The 16,476-nt window shown below is 74.2% G+C and carries 17 protein-coding genes and 1 pseudogene; 6 read left to right on the forward strand and 12 right to left on the reverse strand.

Features of this window, described 5'->3' with window-relative positions; genetic code table 11:
* Positions 1-413 (reverse strand): annotated as a pseudogene (locus ACFWA9_RS07390) (molybdopterin-binding oxidoreductase); the annotation flags it as partial.
* Between the two features lie 267 nt (positions 414-680).
* Between ACFWA9_RS07390 and sigK the strand changes: the two are divergent.
* Positions 681-1,265, forward strand: coding sequence for an ECF RNA polymerase sigma factor SigK (gene sigK / locus ACFWA9_RS07395; RefSeq protein WP_359836093.1), 585 nt, complete (start codon positions 681-683; stop codon positions 1,263-1,265).
* Positions 1,262-2,032, forward strand: coding sequence for an anti-sigma factor domain-containing protein (locus ACFWA9_RS07400; protein ID WP_380384130.1), 771 nt, complete (start codon positions 1,262-1,264; stop codon positions 2,030-2,032). The genes sigK and ACFWA9_RS07400 overlap by 4 nt, the downstream gene beginning before the upstream one ends.
* A gap of 102 nt (positions 2,033-2,134) precedes the next feature.
* Here the strand turns inward: ACFWA9_RS07400 and ACFWA9_RS07405 are convergent, their stop codons facing one another.
* Positions 2,135-3,640: an MFS transporter gene (locus ACFWA9_RS07405; RefSeq protein WP_380384133.1), complete on the reverse strand. Its 1,506-nt coding sequence runs from the start codon at positions 3,638-3,640 to the stop codon at positions 2,135-2,137.
* A 128-nt stretch (positions 3,641-3,768) separates the two neighbouring features.
* On the opposite strand from ACFWA9_RS07405, the gene ACFWA9_RS07410 reads away from it, so the two are divergent.
* Complete coding sequence (locus ACFWA9_RS07410; RefSeq protein ID WP_380384136.1) at positions 3,769-4,284, forward strand: MarR family winged helix-turn-helix transcriptional regulator; 516 nt, start codon at positions 3,769-3,771, stop codon at positions 4,282-4,284.
* Between the two features lie 114 nt (positions 4,285-4,398).
* Here the strand turns inward: ACFWA9_RS07410 and ACFWA9_RS07415 are convergent, their stop codons facing one another.
* From ACFWA9_RS07415 to ACFWA9_RS07425, 3 genes are all read right to left on the reverse strand, one after another.
* Positions 4,399-5,256: an SDR family oxidoreductase gene (locus ACFWA9_RS07415; protein ID WP_380384139.1), complete on the reverse strand. Its 858-nt coding sequence runs from the start codon at positions 5,254-5,256 to the stop codon at positions 4,399-4,401.
* Positions 5,257-5,341: 85 nt separating this feature from the next.
* Positions 5,342-5,806: a hypothetical protein gene (locus ACFWA9_RS07420; RefSeq protein ID WP_352286802.1), complete on the reverse strand. Its 465-nt coding sequence runs from the start codon at positions 5,804-5,806 to the stop codon at positions 5,342-5,344.
* A gap of 188 nt (positions 5,807-5,994) precedes the next feature.
* Positions 5,995-6,513, reverse strand: coding sequence for a MarR family transcriptional regulator (locus ACFWA9_RS07425; RefSeq protein WP_352286799.1), 519 nt, complete (start codon positions 6,511-6,513; stop codon positions 5,995-5,997).
* Positions 6,514-6,734: 221 nt separating this feature from the next.
* Between ACFWA9_RS07425 and dacB the strand changes: the two genes are divergently transcribed.
* Positions 6,735-8,342 (forward strand): D-alanyl-D-alanine carboxypeptidase/D-alanyl-D-alanine-endopeptidase, encoded by a 1,608-nt coding sequence (gene dacB / locus ACFWA9_RS07430; protein ID WP_380384142.1) that lies wholly within the window; start codon positions 6,735-6,737, stop codon positions 8,340-8,342.
* 106 nt (positions 8,343-8,448) lie between these two features.
* On the opposite strand, the gene ACFWA9_RS07435 is transcribed toward dacB, so the two are convergent.
* Together ACFWA9_RS07435 and ACFWA9_RS07440 are read right to left on the reverse strand one after the other, a co-directional pair.
* Positions 8,449-9,078: a hypothetical protein gene (locus ACFWA9_RS07435; RefSeq protein ID WP_380384145.1), complete on the reverse strand. Its 630-nt coding sequence runs from the start codon at positions 9,076-9,078 to the stop codon at positions 8,449-8,451.
* Positions 9,079-9,365: 287 nt separating this feature from the next.
* Positions 9,366-10,430, reverse strand: a complete 1,065-nt coding sequence (locus ACFWA9_RS07440) for an aldo/keto reductase (RefSeq protein WP_352286771.1) — start codon at positions 10,428-10,430, stop codon at positions 9,366-9,368.
* A gap of 126 nt (positions 10,431-10,556) precedes the next feature.
* Here ACFWA9_RS07440 and ACFWA9_RS07445 point away from each other — a divergent pair, with 126 nt between their 5' ends.
* Positions 10,557-11,411: a helix-turn-helix domain-containing protein gene (locus ACFWA9_RS07445; RefSeq protein WP_380384148.1), complete on the forward strand. Its 855-nt coding sequence runs from the start codon at positions 10,557-10,559 to the stop codon at positions 11,409-11,411.
* 195 nt (positions 11,412-11,606) lie between these two features.
* On the opposite strand, the gene ACFWA9_RS07450 is transcribed toward ACFWA9_RS07445, so the two are convergent.
* The 4 genes from ACFWA9_RS07450 to ACFWA9_RS07465 all read right to left on the reverse strand — a co-directional run bounded on the left by ACFWA9_RS07450 (position 11,607) and on the right by ACFWA9_RS07465 (position 14,877).
* Entirely contained in the window at positions 11,607-12,752 is a 1,146-nt protein-coding gene (locus tag ACFWA9_RS07450; protein ID WP_380384150.1) for an RNA polymerase sigma factor, read from the reverse strand.
* Positions 12,749-13,156, reverse strand: a complete 408-nt coding sequence (locus ACFWA9_RS07455) for a YciI family protein (RefSeq protein ID WP_329485370.1) — start codon at positions 13,154-13,156, stop codon at positions 12,749-12,751. The genes ACFWA9_RS07450 and ACFWA9_RS07455 overlap by 4 nt, the downstream gene beginning before the upstream one ends.
* Positions 13,157-13,481: 325 nt before the next feature.
* Positions 13,482-14,159 (reverse strand): excalibur calcium-binding domain-containing protein, encoded by a 678-nt coding sequence (locus ACFWA9_RS07460; protein WP_380384152.1) that lies wholly within the window; start codon positions 14,157-14,159, stop codon positions 13,482-13,484.
* 175 nt (positions 14,160-14,334) lie between these two features.
* A complete protein-coding gene (locus ACFWA9_RS07465; RefSeq protein ID WP_329485372.1) occupies positions 14,335-14,877 on the reverse strand; it encodes a GNAT family protein in 543 nt (180 codons plus the stop codon).
* A 145-nt stretch (positions 14,878-15,022) separates the two neighbouring features.
* On the opposite strand from ACFWA9_RS07465, the gene ACFWA9_RS07470 reads away from it, so the two are divergent.
* Positions 15,023-15,751, forward strand: a complete 729-nt coding sequence (locus ACFWA9_RS07470) for a dienelactone hydrolase family protein (protein ID WP_380384155.1) — start codon at positions 15,023-15,025, stop codon at positions 15,749-15,751.
* A 49-nt stretch (positions 15,752-15,800) separates the two neighbouring features.
* Here the strand turns inward: ACFWA9_RS07470 and ACFWA9_RS07475 are convergent, their stop codons facing one another.
* Complete coding sequence (locus ACFWA9_RS07475) at positions 15,801-16,277, reverse strand: hypothetical protein (protein WP_380384158.1); 477 nt, start codon at positions 16,275-16,277, stop codon at positions 15,801-15,803.
* Positions 16,278-16,476: the final 199 nt, after the last annotated feature.

A 16,476-nucleotide genomic window follows, 5' to 3' on the forward strand; every position in this document is an offset into this window, starting at 1 on the left:
GCCGAGGGCAGGGCGTCGACGGGCCGTGCGCCCGGGCGGGCGAGTGCCGCCCAGACGCCGAGCGCGCCGAAGGCGGCCGGCAGGACGACGGCCGCGGCGCGGCGGCGGGCCGCCACGGGCCCCAGGGCGGCGGCGAACAGTGCCATGACGGTGTAGATCCCGGTGAGGAGCACGGTCTTGTCGGAGGTGCCGAAGGAGCGCACCGCCCACTCCTTGACCTCGGTGGGCGCGAGGTCGATCGCGGCCGAGCCGATCGCGATCACCGGGGCCGCCTGCGGGCGCAGGAGGGCCGCCGCCGTCTCGCCGACGGCGAGGGCCGCGCAGGCGGCGGCCGCGCCGAACGCCATCAGGGCCGGCAGCGCTCCGACACGGTCGCGGCGCCCGGCGCGTCGGGTGGTCACATCGTTGCTCACACTCCCCATTCGGTCGGCTCGGCGCCGCGGATGGGTCCGTCGCCCGGCTTCACTCGATCGGGTGAGGGAGGCGACCGGATCCGTCCGAAGGCAATCCGCCGGCCCGCCGGGGGCGAATACCGTGCGACCGATGAACGACATTCCTGAAGCCCCGAACCGGGCCCGGGCGGTCGCCGTGCGCACCGCACGCGGCCGTCCGGCCGGTACGCCTCGCCGGTGCATCCGCCCGGCCGGCCACCGGAGTTGCGGATCGCGGGGGTGTGGCAGGTGACCGCCGTCGCCTTCCTGCCCGGCCGCTCCGAGCCGCCGGGCGACCTCAAGGCGGTGATGGCGCTCGTCGCCGCCGGTGATCACGAGGCGTTCGCCCGGCTGTACGACGCGGTGGCCGGCCCGGTGTTCGGCCTGGTTCGCCGGATCCTTCGGGACGAGGCCCAGTCGGAGGAGGTGACGCAGGACGTGATGCTGGAGGTGTGGCGCGGCGCGGCCCGCTACGACCCGCTGCGCGGGGAGGTGCTGCCCTGGGTGATGACCATCGCCCACCACCGTGCCGTGGACCGGGTCCGGCACTGCGAGGCGGCGGCCGACCGCGACCGGACGGTGGCCGCCGGCAGCCGGGAGACGCCCTTCGACGAGGCCGCCGAAGGAGCCGGTACCCGGATGGAGCGACAACAGGTCCGGCACTGCCTGCGGCGCCTAACCGATCTGCAGCGCGAGTCCGTCCTGCTGGCGTTCTACCAGGGCCTGACCCACCGGGAGGTCGCCGAACGGCTGAGCACCCCGTTGGGCACCGTCAAGACCCGGATGCGCGACGGTCTCATCCGGCTGCGCGACTGCCTGGGAGCCGGATCATGACCGCCCCCGCCGACAGCGATCTCCACCTGCTCACCGGCGCGTACGCGCTGCACTCCCTCGACGCGGACGAACGTGACGCCTTCGAGGCGCATCTCGGCGGGTGCGGGAGCTGCGGGGAGGAGGTGGCGGGCTTCGCCGCGGCCCTGAGCCGGCTCGGTACGGCCCAGGCGGTCGAGCCACCGCCGCGGCTGCGGGCGGCGCTGCTGGCCCGGCTGGAGCGGGAACACCAGTTGCCGCCGCTCCCCCGGCACACCGGCGCGGCCGCGCCCCGGGTCGCGCCGCCCGGCGTCCGCCGGCGGGCCCGCTGGCCGCGGTTCGCCCTGGCCGCCTCGCTGGCCGCGACCAGCGCGCTCGGTGTCCTCGCCGTGCAGCAGCACGAGCAGGCCCGGCGGGCGCGTTCCGTCGCCGAAGAGTTGCGTGCCCGGCAGGCGGCCTTCGGCGAGTTGCTGACCGCCCCGGACGCCCGGGTGAGCACCGTCACCGCCGGTTCGGGTGCCGGCACCGTGGTCTGGTCGGCCGACCGCAACCGGGCCGGGTTCCTCGCCACCGGCCTTCCCGATCCCGGGCCCGGCCGCGTCTACGAACTCTGGCTCGACCACGCGGGCAGCTACCTCCCGGCCGGTCTGCTGCCGGACGGCGACGGCGCCCTCCTGCTCACCGCGCCCCTGGACGGTGCCCGGTCCGTCGGCCTGACGGTGGAGCCCGCCGGCGGGTCGGTGCGGCCGACCGGCGAGCCCGTGCTGGCCCTGCGGCTGGGACGGACCTGACGCACGGCCGTCCGGGGCCGGGTCAGGAGGAGGTGACCCGGCCGCGGTGCGGCGGACGGCGGTGTTCGGCGGGCTTCCGTGGGCGCCCTTCCCAGCTGTGCTTCACGCGGTGAGGTGCCGCTCCGCGTCGGAGCCGGTGGCGGGCGCGGTGGCGGTGGCGGTGCCGTGCTGCTCTTCTTCGGGGCGGCCCTTCTTGGGCAGCAGGAAGGTGATCGCGAAGAAGACGGCCAGCAGGCAGGCCTGGACGATCAGCGCGCGGTGGAAGCCGCCGGTGAAGTCACCGGCCTTGGCCTGGGCGAAGAACACCGAGCCGAAGACCGCGACACCGATGGAACCGCCGACCGCCTGGACAGCCGACAGGACACCGGAGGCGGAACCGATCTCGTCGTCGTGGACCGCGGCCAGGATGAAGCTGAACAGGGCGGTGATCACCAGGCCGGCGCCGATGCCCGCCACCGCCACGCCGGGGGCGATGTCCCAGATCGAGAACGAGGTGACGTCCAGGCCGTCGAGCTCGAACCACAGCACGCCCGCGCCGGCCAGCTGGACCAGCGGTCCGATCTGCAGCACCTTGCGGCCGATCCTGTCCGCGAGGAACGCGCCGCTGACCGCGCCGCCGATCGCGGTTCCCACCGCGAGGGGCAGGTTGCCCAGTCCCGCCTCACCGGCGGTGAAGTGCCGGCCGATCTGGAGGAAGAGGGTAAGAACGAGCTGGGTGCCGATGAGCCCGCCGAAGAACAGGGCGAGGCCGCCGAGGCCTACGGTGAAGGCCGGCTTGCGAAGCAGGCCCGGGGTCACCAGCGGCTCGCGTCCGGCGGCTGCCGTGCGGCGCTGCTGGAGGGCGAAGAGGGCGAAGCCGGTCGCCGAGGCGGCCATGGACAGCCATGTCCACAGCGGCCAGCCGTTCTCCTGCCCCTGGTTGAGCGGCAGCACCAGCAGGGCGCAGGACGCCACGACCAGCGCGGCGCCGGTCATGTCGACCCGTACGGAGCGGTCGCCCGCCTTCTTGGGCACGAACTTCGCGGCGACGATCAGTGCCGCGATTCCGATGGGCAGGTTGACCAGGAACACCGACCGCCAGCCCAGGTCGAAGAAGTCGCCCTCGATGAGGAAGCCGCCCAGGACCGGGCCGATGATGCCGCCCAGGCCGAGGACCGGTCCGAAGACCGCGAAGGCCTTGGTGAGCTCGGGGCCGGAGAAGTTCTCCCGCAGCAGGCCCAGGCCCTGGGGCAGCAGCGTCGCTCCGGCGGCGCCCTGCAGCAGGCGGAAGGCGATCAGTGACTGGATGTTCGGCGCGACCGCGCACAGCAGGGAACTCGCGGTGAAGGTCGCCAAGCCGATCAGGAACATGCTGCGTCGGCCGAAGCGATCGCCGAGCCGGCCGCCGAGCACGAGCCCGGCGCCCAGGGTGAGGGCGTAGCCGCCGATCACCCATTGCAGTCCGACGGAACCGGCGCCGAGGGACCTCTCCAGGTCGGGCCCGGCCACGTTGACGATCGAGGCGTCCAGGAGATCCATGATCTCCGCGACGATCATCACCGCCAGGATCAGCCACCGCCACCGGTAGGGCTCGGTCGTCCTGTCAGGGGTGGGAGACGGGGCACGCACGTCAGATACCTCCATGGTGAAGTAATTCCATGATGAAGGTAAATTGATGGGGGTAGGTTGTCAAAGGCGGGCCGCCCACCTGGACGCCCGGCGGGCGAGACGAGGTGGCAGTGCCTGTGGAGGAAGCGATGGGCGACGGTGTCGCGGCGCGGCGCGAGCGGCTGATGGAGGGGCTGCGGATCCATGGCGGCCACTACGCCGAGCTCAGCCGGCGCTTCGCCGCCTGGCTGGGCCTGCACTCCACCGACGCGACCGCGGTGCTGGAGATCGCCGCCGCCGAGGAACGCGGGGCCCCACTGTCACCGGCCCGGCTGAGCGAGCGCATCTCCCTGTCCACGGGAGCCACCACCGCGCTCCTCAACCGCCTCGAAGCGGCCGGGCACATCACCCGCACCCGCGAGCACTCCGACCGGCGCATCGTCACCCTGCGCGGCGGCCCGCACATCCAGGAGCGGGCGGACGAGTTCTTCGGCCCGCTCGCCCACCGCCTCGACGCCGTGATGGCCCCCTACCCGCCACAACTCCTGCAACAGTTCGAGCAGTTCATCACCGCTCTGAACGCCACCATGGACGCCCACCTAGCCGAGCGGAGCCCGGTGGCCCCGCCCCCCGGCTCCCCCCGGGGGACCGCCGGCGCCGGCTAGGGGTTGGCGAAGACCGTCGTCACGGCCAGGGCCAGCCATCCACCCACAGCGTCCGCAGCGGTCGGGCCCCCGGGGCGCGACCGCTGCGGAGCCGGGGCGGGCACCGCCGGCGGGCTACCGGTCGAAGTGGTGCCGGTGTTCGGCCAGGAAGGCGTCGAGGGTGCGGGGCGAGCGGCCGAGGACGTCGGCGACGGTGCTGGTGGGTGCCTCGGGGCGGGCGACGGCCAGTCGCTGGATCTCCACGACGTGGTCGGCGAGCCAGTCGGGCATGCCGGCCCGGTGGACGAGGTTGTCGCGCATCTCGTCCGGGGCGAGGTCGACATACCGGATCAGGCGGCCGGTGACCGCGGTCAGCCGGGCGGCGAGGTCGGGGTGGGAGACGGCTTCCGGTCCGGTCAGGGTGTAGGTGCCGCCCGCGAGGTGACGGCGGGTGAGCACGGCGGCCGCGACGTCGCCGATGTCGCGGCTGTCGACGTAGTTGCAGGGCGCCTCCCCCATCGCGCCGAGGACGACCCCCTCGGCCACGGCGGGCGCCAGGCGCAGGAGGTTCTGCATGAACGCGTAGGGCCGCAGGACGGTGCCGGTGAGTCCGGAGGCGCGCAGGTGTGCCTCGACGGCGTGGTGCCCGCGGGATATCGCGACGGGCGAGTCCGGCTCGGCGGCCGGGGCGGAGACCTTGACGACGTGTCCGATGCCGCTGACCACGGCGATGTCGATGACGCGGGTTTCGAGCGCGACCTGCGCGGGACTGTTGGCCATGGCGAGGAAGAGCTGGTCGGCGCCCTCGAAGGCGGCGCGCAGCGAGTCGGGGTCGCCGGCGTCGGCGTACCGGACCTCGACGAGCCGGTCGTGCCGCGGGCCGGCGGCGCCGGGGAGCGGCCGCTGCGGGGTGCGGGTGAGGGCGCGCACGGGTACGTCGAGTGCGCGGAGGCTGTGGAGCAGGGCGGTTCCGGTGGTTCCGGTCGCTCCCATGACAACGATCATCGGGTGTCCTCACATACCTGGTGTGTTCCGCGGCGGCGGGTGCCGCCGGGTTCGGTGACGGCCGGGGCCGGGGCTACGGCCGGGGCTTCGCGACGGTGCCGCGCCAGCGCAGGGTGACGATGGTGGTGGCGAGCACGGCGGAGACGGGCAGGTCGATGCGCAGCCGCCGCAGCCAGGGGGCGGCGGGAAGCGCGGTGTGCGCCGGCAGCCATGCGGCGACGAACCACCCCAGCCCCGCCGCCACGCCGGCGGTCGCGACGACGAGCAGCACGGTCAGCACGAGCCGCGGCAGGGCGAGGGTCCAGCGCCGTGGCCGCCCGCCGTGCCGCAGCCAGGCGCCGACCAGGAAGGCCACCACGGCGGAGGTGCCGGCGATGGAGGTGACGGCCGCCACCGTGAGGTCCGCCTGACCGGTGACCACCCCCGCGGTACCGGCCATCAACGCGGGAGCGGCGTAGGCGGTCAGCACCTCGCGCCACAGGACGAACGGCCGGGCGGCCGCCCGGCTCGGGGCGGTTCGGTCCTTCGTTTCGGGCATGTCGGCCTCTTCTTCTCGTTCGGGTTCCGAAAGGCGAAAGGGTTCGACCGGGCGGCCGGACGGGCCTACCCCGGTCAGGTAATTAGCTGGCTAATTACTGCTCCGTCAAAAGGGCTCCCGTCCACGGGACGGGAGCCCGGGCCGACCCACGGCCGGGGTCGGCCGAATGGGCCGGGGTCAGTCGGCGGTCAGTCGGCGGTCAGCGCCGAACTGCCGCGCACGACGCGGGAGAGCAGGTCCAGGAACACCGTGCGCTCCTCGACGGTGAGCCCGCCCACCATCGCCTCCAGTCGCCCGAAGTGCTCGGGCGCCATGTCGCGAAGGCGCTGCGCACCGCGCGCGGTCAGGACCGCCACCGTGCCGCGCCCGTCCTCGGTGGACGGGCGCCTGGCGACCAGGCCCTCGCGTTCGAGTCCGTCGAGCAGGCCGGTGACCGTGGCCCTGGAGACGTCGAGATCGGCCGCCAGCTGCGAGGGGGACTTCTCCCCCCCGTGGCCTTCGAGGTCGGAGAGCAGGCGGTAGCGGCCCGTCGAGAGCCCGAACCGGGCGAAGTGCGCCTCGGCCGCCCGGCCGACTCTCGCGCCCGCGGAGATCAGTCGCACCGCGACCAGCACCGCCTGCGGATCGACCTCCAGCCCGTAGTGCCGCAGCTGCCATCCGGCCTGCTCCAGCGTGGGCTGCTCACCGTCCCCACCGTCCCTCGTCATGCAGATAATATGGCAGCTAATGACTTGGCCCGTCAAGGAGCCACGGGCATTCGCCGAATGGCACCCGCCCGACGGCCGGAACCCCGGCGTGACGGCAGGACGCGTGGCGGGAGGGTGAACCGCGCTCCGGCCCCACCGGCCGGGGCCACCGCCCGGGTATGTCTCGCGGAATGTCCGACCGTCAGGACGGCGCCGGTACCCGGCCCAGAACAGGTGGATCCATGAGTTCGACCCCCAGAAGTCGGCGCGTCCGGGCCGCGGCCCTCCTCACCAGCCTCGCGACCGTGCTCGTCCCCGCGCTGACGCTCGGCACCGCCGCGCCGGCCGCCGCGCACGGCGACGAGCTGAGCGCCGAGATCCGGGCCATCATGGCCAAGCCCGGCTACGAGCACGCCCAGTGGGGACTGCTGGAGCGGGACGGCACCACCGGCGAGATCATCCACTCCCAGTTCCCCGACCAGTTCTTCCTCCCCGGCTCGACGGCCAAGCTGCTCAGCGTCTCGGGCGCCTGGCACGCGCTGGGCGGCGACCACGAGTTCACCACCCCCGTGCAGGCCGTCGGGCAGCAGAACGGTTCGGCCCTGGACGGCAACCTGGTCCTGATCGGCCAGGGCGACCTCACCATGGGTGGCCGGACCGCCCCGGACGGCTCGGTCTCCTACACCCCGATCGACCACACCTACGCCAACGACGTGCCCGGCGCGACCCTCACCCCCGAGGACCCGCTGGCCGGGCTCGACCTGATCGCCCGGCAGGTGCGCGATGCCGGACTCACCCGGATCGACGGCGACGTCGCCGTCGACACCCGGCTCTTCAGCTCCTTCCCCGGCCTGGACCCGACTCCCACCCCGCTGATCGTCAACGACAACGTCATCGACCTGCTGACCACCCCGACCTCCCCGGGCCAGAGCGCGCAGCTGACCTGGCGTCCCCAGGTCGCGCCGTACCAGGTCGAGTCGACGGTGCGGACGGTCGCGGCGGGCAGCCCGACCGACCTGACGGTCTCCGCCTCCCCCGACGGCACCCGGATCACCGTCTCCGGCACGATCGCGGCCGACGCCCCGCCCACCCTGCGGATCTCCCCGGTGAAGGACCCGGCCGCGTTCGGGCGCACCGCCCTGATCGAGGCCCTCGGCCGCGCGGGCGTCACGGTCACCGCCGCGCCGACCGGGCCGAACCCGACGGACAAGGTGCCGGACTCCTACGACGGCACCCGGCGGGTGGCCGCCTACGTCTCCCCGGTCTACGCGAAGTACGCCAAGCTGATCCTCAAGGTCAGCCACAACCTCGGCGCCAACCTGGCCATCTGCCTGATGGCCGTGACCGCGGGCAGCCACCAGTGCGAGGACGGCTTCCCCGTCCTCAACGAGTTCCTGCGCGGGGCCGGGATCGACCCGACCCAGGCCCAACTCCTCGACGGCCGCGGCGGAAACCCGGTCGACCGGGTCACCCCGAGGATCGAGACCGACATCGTGAACTACTGGCAGAACACCCCGGAGGCCGCCCGCTTCCGCGACGCGCTGCCGATCCTCGGCGTGGACGGCTCGCTGGCCGGCGCGTGCGCCGGCTGCCCCACCTGCCCCGGCAAGGGCAAGGTCTGGGCCAAGCCCGGCAGCGTGGTCGGCGAGGACGGGCTCAACCAGCGGCTCGCCGTCGGCGCCCAGACCCTGGGCGGCTACCTCGACGCGGGCCACGGCCGGCTGAACACCTTCTACCTGGCCGTGAACGGCGCGTCCGCGCCCGACATCGAGGGCTTCCTCGACGAGATCAACGACCTGTCCCGGATCGCGGGCCTGCTGCAGCAGGAGGCCGAGGCACGCAACGGCTGAGGTCCGAGGCCGTTCGGCGGGCCCGGCCGGACGGTGACCGGCGGGGCCGGCTCTGCTGCTTCTGCTGCCGGGCACCACCCCCTCGCACCACTGCGCGGGGCCGGGGTCACCGGGCTGCCGGACCCGGACCGCTGTCGACGTCCGCAGCGGGCGATGGGCCCGGCGGGACGGGCCGCAGGGTGGTGGGGTCGGCGATCAGCCAGGCGGTGTCCTTGTCCTCGCCCCACCGTACGTTCGCGATCCAGGGCAGCTCCGGGCCCGGACGGCGACGCGCGGTGACCAGGCAGGAGCGCCAGCGGCCGCCGACCCGCGCCCAGGCCAGGCGCCAGCACCGGTCGGCGCCGTCCTCGGCGGGCGTGCCGGCCAGCTCGGCGGGCACCGCCACCGCGTCCCGCCACCGGCCGAGGAACGGCGCGGCCGCGGGAGGCGCGTCCTGCGGCTCGGGCAGCGGCCGGACGGTCTCCTCCGTGTACAGGAACCAGCCCCAGGGCTGTGGGCTGTCCGTGTCGGGCGCCCAGCGCACATGGACCACCCAGCAGGCGGCGCCGGGCGGGCGCCGCCACACGGTGAGCATCCCCGGGCGCCACTCCCCGCCGAGCCGGATCTCCACCAGCCGCCACCGCCGCACGTCCCGGGACGCTCCGGGCAGGGTCATCAGCTCGCGCGGCGCCCGCTCGGCATCGCCGGGCCGCTCGGGCGGGCGGACGGGGCGGGAGAACGGAACGGCCGAGGTCATGAACCCATTATTCGATTGTTTGTTCGAGTGATCAAACGTCAGCTGCGCGGGCCGCCGGATGGGGCCCTGCGCCGACGCGCGATAACTGTCCCGTGCGCGAGCTGGTGGTCACCAAGATCCACACAGCCGATCCATGGTTCCTGAGTCGTGACGCGCTGGTTGGACCCTGGTCACGAGAGTGGGAACCGGTCCGACCGTCGCCGACGCGGAAGCGGTCCGGACGTGGCTCGCCCGGACGGTGAACCGACCGCGGCTGCGGACTCCGGCTCCCGCCGCCGGCGGCCGGGTCAGCGGCGGCTCTCGATCCGCAGGCCGCCCGTGGTCACCCGGCGGATGGGCTCGCTCACCAGCAGCTCGTGCGGCTGGCCGAGGGCGATCGCGCCCGCCGCGTCGAGCCGGGCCAGCTGGGCGTCCGTCAGCTCGACCGCCAGGGCGCCCAGGTTGTCCTCCAACTGGGCGCAGGTGCGGGCGCCGAGCAGCGTGGTCGTCACGCCCGGGTTCCGCAGCGTCCAGGCCAGCGCCACCTGGGCCGGAGTGTGCCCCACCTCGTCGGCCACCTCCCGGACCACCCCGGCCACGCCGAGGCTGCGTTCGGTGAGGGTTCCCAGGGCGAGGTTGTGGCTCCGGCGGGTGCTCCCGTCGGGGCCGGCGCCCGTCGCGCCCACGTCGTCCCGGCCGTACTTGCCACTGAGCACCCCGCCGCCGAGCGGCGAGTACGGGACCACGCCCAGGCCCAGCTCCCGCGCCATCGGGATCAGGTCGCGCTCCGCGGTGCGTTCGATCAGGCTGTACTCGACCTGCAGCGCGACCAGCGGCGACCAGCCGCGCAGGTCCGCGATCGCCTGCATCCGGGACACCTGCCAGGCCGGGGTGTTGGAGATCGCCACGTACAGCACCTTGCCCTGCCGGACCAGGTCGTCCAGGCCGCGCAGCACCTCCTCCGCCGAGGTCCGGAAGTCCCAGACGTGCAGGTACAGCAGGTCGAGGTAGTCGGTGCCGAGCCGCCGCAGGCTGCCCTCCACCGAGCCGAACAGCGCCTTGCGGTGCCCGCCCCCGGAGTTCGGGTCGCCGGGGCGGCGCAGGGTCGAGTACTTGGTCGCCAGCACCAGGCGTTCGCGCTCCTCATGGGCGAACTCGCCCAGCAGGCGCTCGGAGCTGCCGTCGGTGTAGGTGTCGGCGGTGTCGAGGAGGTTGCCGCCGAGCCCGACGTAGCGGTCGAACAGTTTGCGGGCCTCGGCCCGTTCCGCGCCCCATCCCCATTCGGTGCCGAAGGTCGCGGTGCCCAGGGCCAGCGGTGAGACCCGCAGTCCCGAGCGGCCCAGCAGCCGGTAGTCGTCGAGGGCCAGTGCCATCGGGTTCTCCTGTGTTCGTATGTGTTCGTGTTCCTTGCCGGGACCGAGTCTGTAGCGACGGCGGGTCCCGGATAAGGGAGGGACTTTCCTGGGAAGACCGGTCCCACCCTGGCGGTTGGACCGGTCATGACGACCCGCACCATGGACACCACCGAGGAACTGGGCGCCTTCCTGCGCAGCAGGCGCGAACGGCTGGACCCGGACCGGCTGGGCCTGCCCGCGCACCGGCGGACCCGGCGAACGCCCGGACTGCGCCGCGAGGAGGTCGCCGAGCTGGCCGGAGTCAGCACCGACTACGTGGTCCGGCTGGAGCAGGGCCGGGGGCTACGGCCCTCCGCGGAGGTGCTGGCGGCGCTGGCCCGGGCCCTGCGGCTGGCACCCGGAGAACGCGACTACCTCTTCGACCTGGCCGGACGGCGCCGCCCCGGCACCACCGGCGGGCCGGCCGCTGGTCCGGCGCCGTCGCTGGCCCACCTGGTCGACGACCTCTCCCCGCTACCCGCCGCGCTGCTGGACCACCGCTACGACCTGCTGGCCTGGAACCCCGAAATGGCCCGGCTGCTACCGGAGTTCGACGCCGTTCCGCCGGAGCGGCGGAACGCGATGTGGCTCTGCCTGCTGCACCCGCCGATGCGCGGCTTCTACGCCGACCGCGAGAGGGTGCTGCGGGACGGCGTCGCCCATCTTCGCGCGGCCTGGGCCGCCCACCCGCAGGACCGGGCACTGGCCGCGCTGATCGCCGAATTCACCGCGCAGGACGAGGACTTCGCTCGGCTCTGGGCCGAGCGGGAGGTCCGCGTCAACGGCCGCGGTCGCAAGCTGCTGCGGCACCCGGCCGTCGGGACGATCGCCGTCGACTTCGAGGTCCTGCTCCCGCTGGAGGACCCGGAGCTCCGGCTTCTGGTCTACCGCGGCGCGGACGACGAGAGCCGCGTAGCCCTGCACCGGCTGTGCGGCGGTGACGGGCGCCAGGAAGGCTGACAACTCGCGGCTGGTGGCAGGAAGCGTGACCACTTGCGCTGGATGGTGTCGACGCCGAGGTGGGTGAGGACGCCGTGCCCGCCGTTCTTCCCCCGGACGTGCAAGGTGTCCCTGGACAAGCGCCGCCTGCGCGACGTCGAGGTCGTCGAGCGGCTGCCGACGGAGGACCGCTACGACCGGCCCGGGCCCGCCGCGTCACCGGCGCAGCTGCGCGTTGAGCCGGGCGGCCTGCCGGGTGAGGTGGTCGCGTTCGGGCAGGGTGGGCGCCGACCGGGCGGCCTGGGCGTAGAGCCGTGCCGCGGTCGCCGGATCACCGTCGCGCTCGTGGAGGTACGCCGCGACGGCGGTGTACCGCGGCAGGGCGGAGTCGAGCTCCGCCAGGGCGGCCAGCCCCGCCCGGGCGCCGTCGGCCTCGCCCACCGCGACGGCCCGGTTGAGGCGTGCCACCGGGCTGTCGGTGAGCCGCACCAGCTCGTCGTACCACTCGACGATCTGCACCCAGTCGGTCTCCTCGGTGGTCCGGGCGTCGGCGTGGAGCGCGGCGACGGCCGCCTGGGCCTGGAACTCGCCCAGGCGGTCGCGGGCGAGGGCGGCCTGGAGCACGTCGACGCCCTCGGCGATCAGCCGGGTGTCCCACAGGCCGCGGTCCTGCTCGGCGAGCGGCACGAGCCTGCCGTCCGGGCTGGTCCGGGCCGGGCGCCGGGCGTGGTGGAGCAGCATCAGCGCCAACAGGCCCGCGACCTCCACGTGGTCGGTGCCGGCCGCCAGTTGGCGGGTCAGCCGGATCGCCTCGGCCGCGAGGTCGACGTCCCCGGAGTACCCCTCGTTGAAGACCAGGTAGAGCACCCGCAGCACGGTGGCGACGTCACCGGGCCGGTCGAAGCGGACGCCGGAGACGGTCCGCTTGGCCCGGCTGATCCGCTGGGCCATGGTCGCCTCCGGCACGAGGTAGGCCTGCGCGATCTGCCGCGTGGTCAGGCCGCCGACCGCGCGCAGAGTCAGCGCGACGGCGGAGCCCGGCGTCAGGGACGGGTGCGCGCACAGGAAGTACAGCTGGAGCGTGTCGTCCACCGCCTCGCCCCGGTCGGGCACGGGCTCGGCCTCGACCAGGTCCTCGCGCCGCCGCCGGGAGGTGTCGGCCCGGACGGCGTCGAGGTACTTGCGCCAGGCCACCGTGACCAGCCAGCCCTTCGGGTCGCGCGGCGGGTCGTCCGGCCACCTGCGCACGGCCTCGACCAGAGCCTCCTGCACGGCGTCCTCGGCCGCCGCGAAGTCCGCTCCGCGACGGACGAGGACACCGATCACCGCGGGCACCAGGGCCCGGAGCAGTGCTTCGTTCACTCGGTGGCCGTGCACTTCTCGCCGTAGAACGGGCGCACCTCAAGCCACTCGTGGATCGGCTTGCCCCCCGCGCCCGGGGCCGCCGACAGCTCGCCGGCCAGCTCGACCGCGCGCTCGTAGGTCTCCACGTCGATCACCATCCAGCCGGCGATCAGGTCCTTGGTCTCCGCGAACGGACCGTCGGTGACCGGGGGCCGCCCCTCGCCGTCGTAGCGGACGAACGTGCCCTCCGGGGAGAGCGCCTGGCTGTCGACGAACTCGCCGGTGCCCTCCAGCCGGGCGGCGAAGTCACGCATGTACTGCACGTGGGCCGTCACCTCCTCCGGCTCCCACTGGTCCATCGGCACGTCGTTGACCGCCGCCGGCGCGCCCCGGTAGTGCTTGAGCAGCAGGTACTTGGCCATGGTGTTCTCCTTGGTGAGGTACGGCCCATTGTGGCCGTCTTCACCCCTGGGACGGAGCCGGGCGCGGGTTCTCGACATCCCTTCGCGAAATTCCTTCCGCGGACTTCGACGCCTTCGCGGCGCGGTCGGTTCGCGCCCGCCGTGCGCCGGCCGCCCACCGGTCCGTCCCGTACCGAGCCGGGCCCGGCACCGCTCGTCGGCGGCCCCCGCGCCCGCCGACGGCGACGCGTCCGGACGGGTGCCCCCGCGGGAGGAAGGGGCCGACGGCCGGTCCGGATCGTCGTCGACGTGGACCGGCCGTGGCGCCCGCCCCCTCCTCCGGGGCTCAGCGCTCGCAGGCGACGCCGTCGCCGTCCGCGTCGAGCCCGGCGCGGTAGCCCGGGTCGCCCCGGTGCAGCGGTGCGGCGCCGGCGGCCTTCGCGGCGGCGCAGTTCTTGTAGTAGGCCGCCGCCGGGGCCTGGGTGGTGGGTTCCGGCTCACTGGTGGGGGGCTTCGGGGTGGTCACCGGCGGCTTGGTCTCCGGGACCGGCGGCTTCGGCGGAGCCGGGGCGGCGGCGGGGGTGCTGGGCGCGACCGGGACGGGCGCGGGCACCGGGGGCGCGGTGGTCGGCACCGGGCTGGGTACGGCGGGCGGCTCGGTGGCGGCGGGTTCGGGCGCGGCCGGGGCGGGCGGGGTGGTGGGCGCCGGCGGGGTGGTCCCGGCGGGCGGGGTGGTGGGCGCGGCCGGCTCGGCCGGGGCGGAGCTCACCGGGTTCGGGGGCTTGCTGTTCTGCTCGGCCTTGGAGTCGCCGGAGGCGCCGATCAGGATCAGCAGCCAGACGGCGGCCAGCACGGTGACGGCGAGCTTCGCGCCCTTGGTGAGCCGCTTGGAGCGCCACGCCCACAGTGCGCCGAGCGGCGGGAGCAGCCAGAGGGCGAGCACCCGCAGGGCTATCTGCCCCTTGGTGCGCGGGGGCAGGGGCGCCGCGGCGGGCGCGGGGGTGTGGACATGGGTCGAATTCACGCGGATTCCCCGGGTCAAGATCACAGGTGGTAGGCGCACATTGTGCCGCAATCGTGAACGGCTTCGACCGGTATTCCACACATCGGGCACCCCGGCCCCGGGAGTGGGGCCCGGGGCCGGGCGCTCCGTCAGTTGGCCACCCACCCGGCCACCCGCCCGGCCGCCCGCCCGCCGCCTACGATTCGGCGGAGGTCCGGCGGGCGGCCGCCTCGTCCCGCAGCACGCTGTAGCGGATGCTGTCGCGCCACTGCCCGTCGCGGAACACCACGTTGCGCAGCACGCCCTCCTGGGTGAACCCGGCCTTCTCCAGCGCGCGTTGCTCAGCGAAGTTCTCCGTCTCGGTGTCGGCCTCCACCCGCGCGACCGGCGAGTACGCGAACAGGTAGTCCACCAGCAGGATCTGGGCGCGAGTCCCGATGCCCCGCCCTCGCGATCCGGGCAGCAGCTGGATGCCCATGCTCCAGTAGTACGAGCGCGGCACGACGTCCACCCGCCGCCAGCCGACGAACCCGTGGAACTCGCCGCCGGCCGCGACGGCCAGCTGTCCGCGGTCGTCGCCCAGCAGCCGGTTCTCGGCCCACCGCCGCCGCCAGGACCCGGGGTCGGTCCAGCCGAACCACTGGAACGTCCCGACCGCCTCCGGGTTCTGGACCAGTTCCTCCAGGGTGCCCAGCTCGCTCTCGGCCACGGGGCGCAGTGTCACATTGTCATATGGCATGCGGTGAAGTGTAGTTTCGGCCGTCGGGGGCCGGAGAGGATCTTCACCGCAGGGCGGGCGGGAGCGGCGGGGCCCGCACCTGCTCCGTTTCGCTGAGGGGAAAGTCCGCCCCGGCGGGGAGCGACGATCCGTACAGTCCGATCTCATGACGATGGTCACCACACGCACGGTCACCTATCCCGCCGACGGCCTGACGATGGCCGGGCACCTCGCGCTCCCCGCCGGCGTCGACCGCCGGCCCGCCGTCCTGATCGGCCCCGAGGGGCCGGGCCTGAACGACTTCCAGCGCCGCCGGGCCGACGCCCTCGCCGAACTGGGCTACGTGGCACTCGCCTTCGACTTCCACGGCGGCGGACACTGGTTCACCGACCCGCAGGAGATGCTGGCCCGCGTGATGCCGCTGCTCGCCGACCCCGGCCGGATGCGGGGCATCGGCCACGCCGCCCTCGATGTGCTGCGTGCCGAACCGCGGACCGACCCCGACCGGATCGCCGCGATCGGCTACGGAACCGGCGGCGCGATCGCGCTGGAACTCGGACGCGACGGCGTCGACCTGCGGGCGATCGGAACGGTCAACGCACTGACCACGGGCCGCCCGGGCGAGGCCGCGCGGATCCGTTGCCCCGTGTGGGCCGGGGTCGGCTCGGAGGACCCGATCATGGCCGCCGGGCAACGGGACGCCTTCGCCGCCGAGATGCAGGCCGCCGGCGTCGACTGGCGCCTGGTGGTCTACGGCGGGGCCCTGCACGCCTTCCACCACCCGCCGGTCGACCAGAGCGTGGTCCCCGGCGTCGGCCACCACCCGCGGCACGCGCGGCGGGCCTGGCGCGACATCGTCGGCCTGCTCGCCGAGTGCCTGCCCGTGACGGAGTGAGCGGGCCGACCGTGACGCGCCCGCGGGAATGTCCGGACAGGCCGTCGCCCTACGACCAGGAGACCTGGGCCAGCGGACCGGCCGAACGGACATCCACCAGATCGAACCCGTCCTGCCGGCGGATCACATGCCGGATGCCCTCCGAGGCCGAACTGCGGACGAACCCCACCCATCCGACGCCGGTCGCCTTCCGGAGGAGCCACTCCACCGCCTCCATCACCACCCCGAACTCGTCCTCGTGAACACCGGTGCGAAGGGTGAGCGCCCAGGGGGCGCTCCCCTTGGGGTCCGCCCGATCGACGGCACGGACCAGCAACGCGGTGTCCGCACCGGCGAACGAGTGGCTCGCCGATCCTCCATCGAAGACCGGCCACGGCTCGTGGCCGGAGTCCTCCCAGTCGACGGCGGCATGCGTCGCCGGTGCCCGGTCGGCCTGACCCAGGAGCCATCTCACCTCCTGGACGACCGACGCCGGGAGGTCCGACGGGAGATCCACAGCCAGGAACAGGTCGTAGTAGTCGCTCACCCCCCGAACCTAGCCCGCACCACCGACACTCCCGGCTGTCGGACCGCACGGACCTGGGCCCCGGGGCGAGCGGATGGGCCGTCAGGTCACCCGCTCGGATGGAGTATCGTCCGGTGATCGCACCGGTTCGAGCGGCCCGTACCGGTCGGCGGTCCGTACCGATCGGCGCTCGGGCCCGATCGGCGAGCGTACCGGCCGT

It is taken from the genome of Kitasatospora sp. NPDC059973, assembly GCF_042737525.1.
Taxonomy (GTDB): Bacteria; Actinomycetota; Actinomycetes; order Streptomycetales; family Streptomycetaceae; genus Kitasatospora.

What these genes read in the sequence shown, in the direction of transcription:
- ACFWA9_RS07440 (WP_352286771.1), bottom strand. Translation starts at nt 10,430, where the DNA reads ATGGCACTGGCCCTCGACGACTACCGGCTGCTGGGCCGCTCGGGACTG.
- ACFWA9_RS07435 (WP_380384145.1), bottom strand. Translation starts at nt 9,078, where the DNA reads ATGACCTCGGCCGTTCCGTTCTCCCGCCCCGTCCGCCCGCCCGAGCGG.
- dacB (WP_380384142.1), top strand. Translation starts at nt 6,735, where the DNA reads ATGAGTTCGACCCCCAGAAGTCGGCGCGTCCGGGCCGCGGCCCTCCTC.
- ACFWA9_RS07445 (WP_380384148.1), top strand. Translation starts at nt 10,557, where the DNA reads ATGACGACCCGCACCATGGACACCACCGAGGAACTGGGCGCCTTCCTG.
- ACFWA9_RS07465 (WP_329485372.1), bottom strand. Translation starts at nt 14,877, where the DNA reads ATGCCATATGACAATGTGACACTGCGCCCCGTGGCCGAGAGCGAGCTG.
- ACFWA9_RS07425 (WP_352286799.1), bottom strand. Translation starts at nt 6,513, where the DNA reads ATGACGAGGGACGGTGGGGACGGTGAGCAGCCCACGCTGGAGCAGGCC.
- ACFWA9_RS07455 (WP_329485370.1), bottom strand. Translation starts at nt 13,156, where the DNA reads ATGGCCAAGTACCTGCTGCTCAAGCACTACCGGGGCGCGCCGGCGGCG.
- ACFWA9_RS07415 (WP_380384139.1), bottom strand. Translation starts at nt 5,256, where the DNA reads ATGGGAGCGACCGGAACCACCGGAACCGCCCTGCTCCACAGCCTCCGC.
- ACFWA9_RS07420 (WP_352286802.1), bottom strand. Translation starts at nt 5,806, where the DNA reads ATGCCCGAAACGAAGGACCGAACCGCCCCGAGCCGGGCGGCCGCCCGG.
- ACFWA9_RS07470 (WP_380384155.1), top strand. Translation starts at nt 15,023, where the DNA reads ATGACGATGGTCACCACACGCACGGTCACCTATCCCGCCGACGGCCTG.
- ACFWA9_RS07410 (WP_380384136.1), top strand. Translation starts at nt 3,769, where the DNA reads ATGGGCGACGGTGTCGCGGCGCGGCGCGAGCGGCTGATGGAGGGGCTG.
- ACFWA9_RS07400 (WP_380384130.1), top strand. Translation starts at nt 1,262, where the DNA reads ATGACCGCCCCCGCCGACAGCGATCTCCACCTGCTCACCGGCGCGTAC.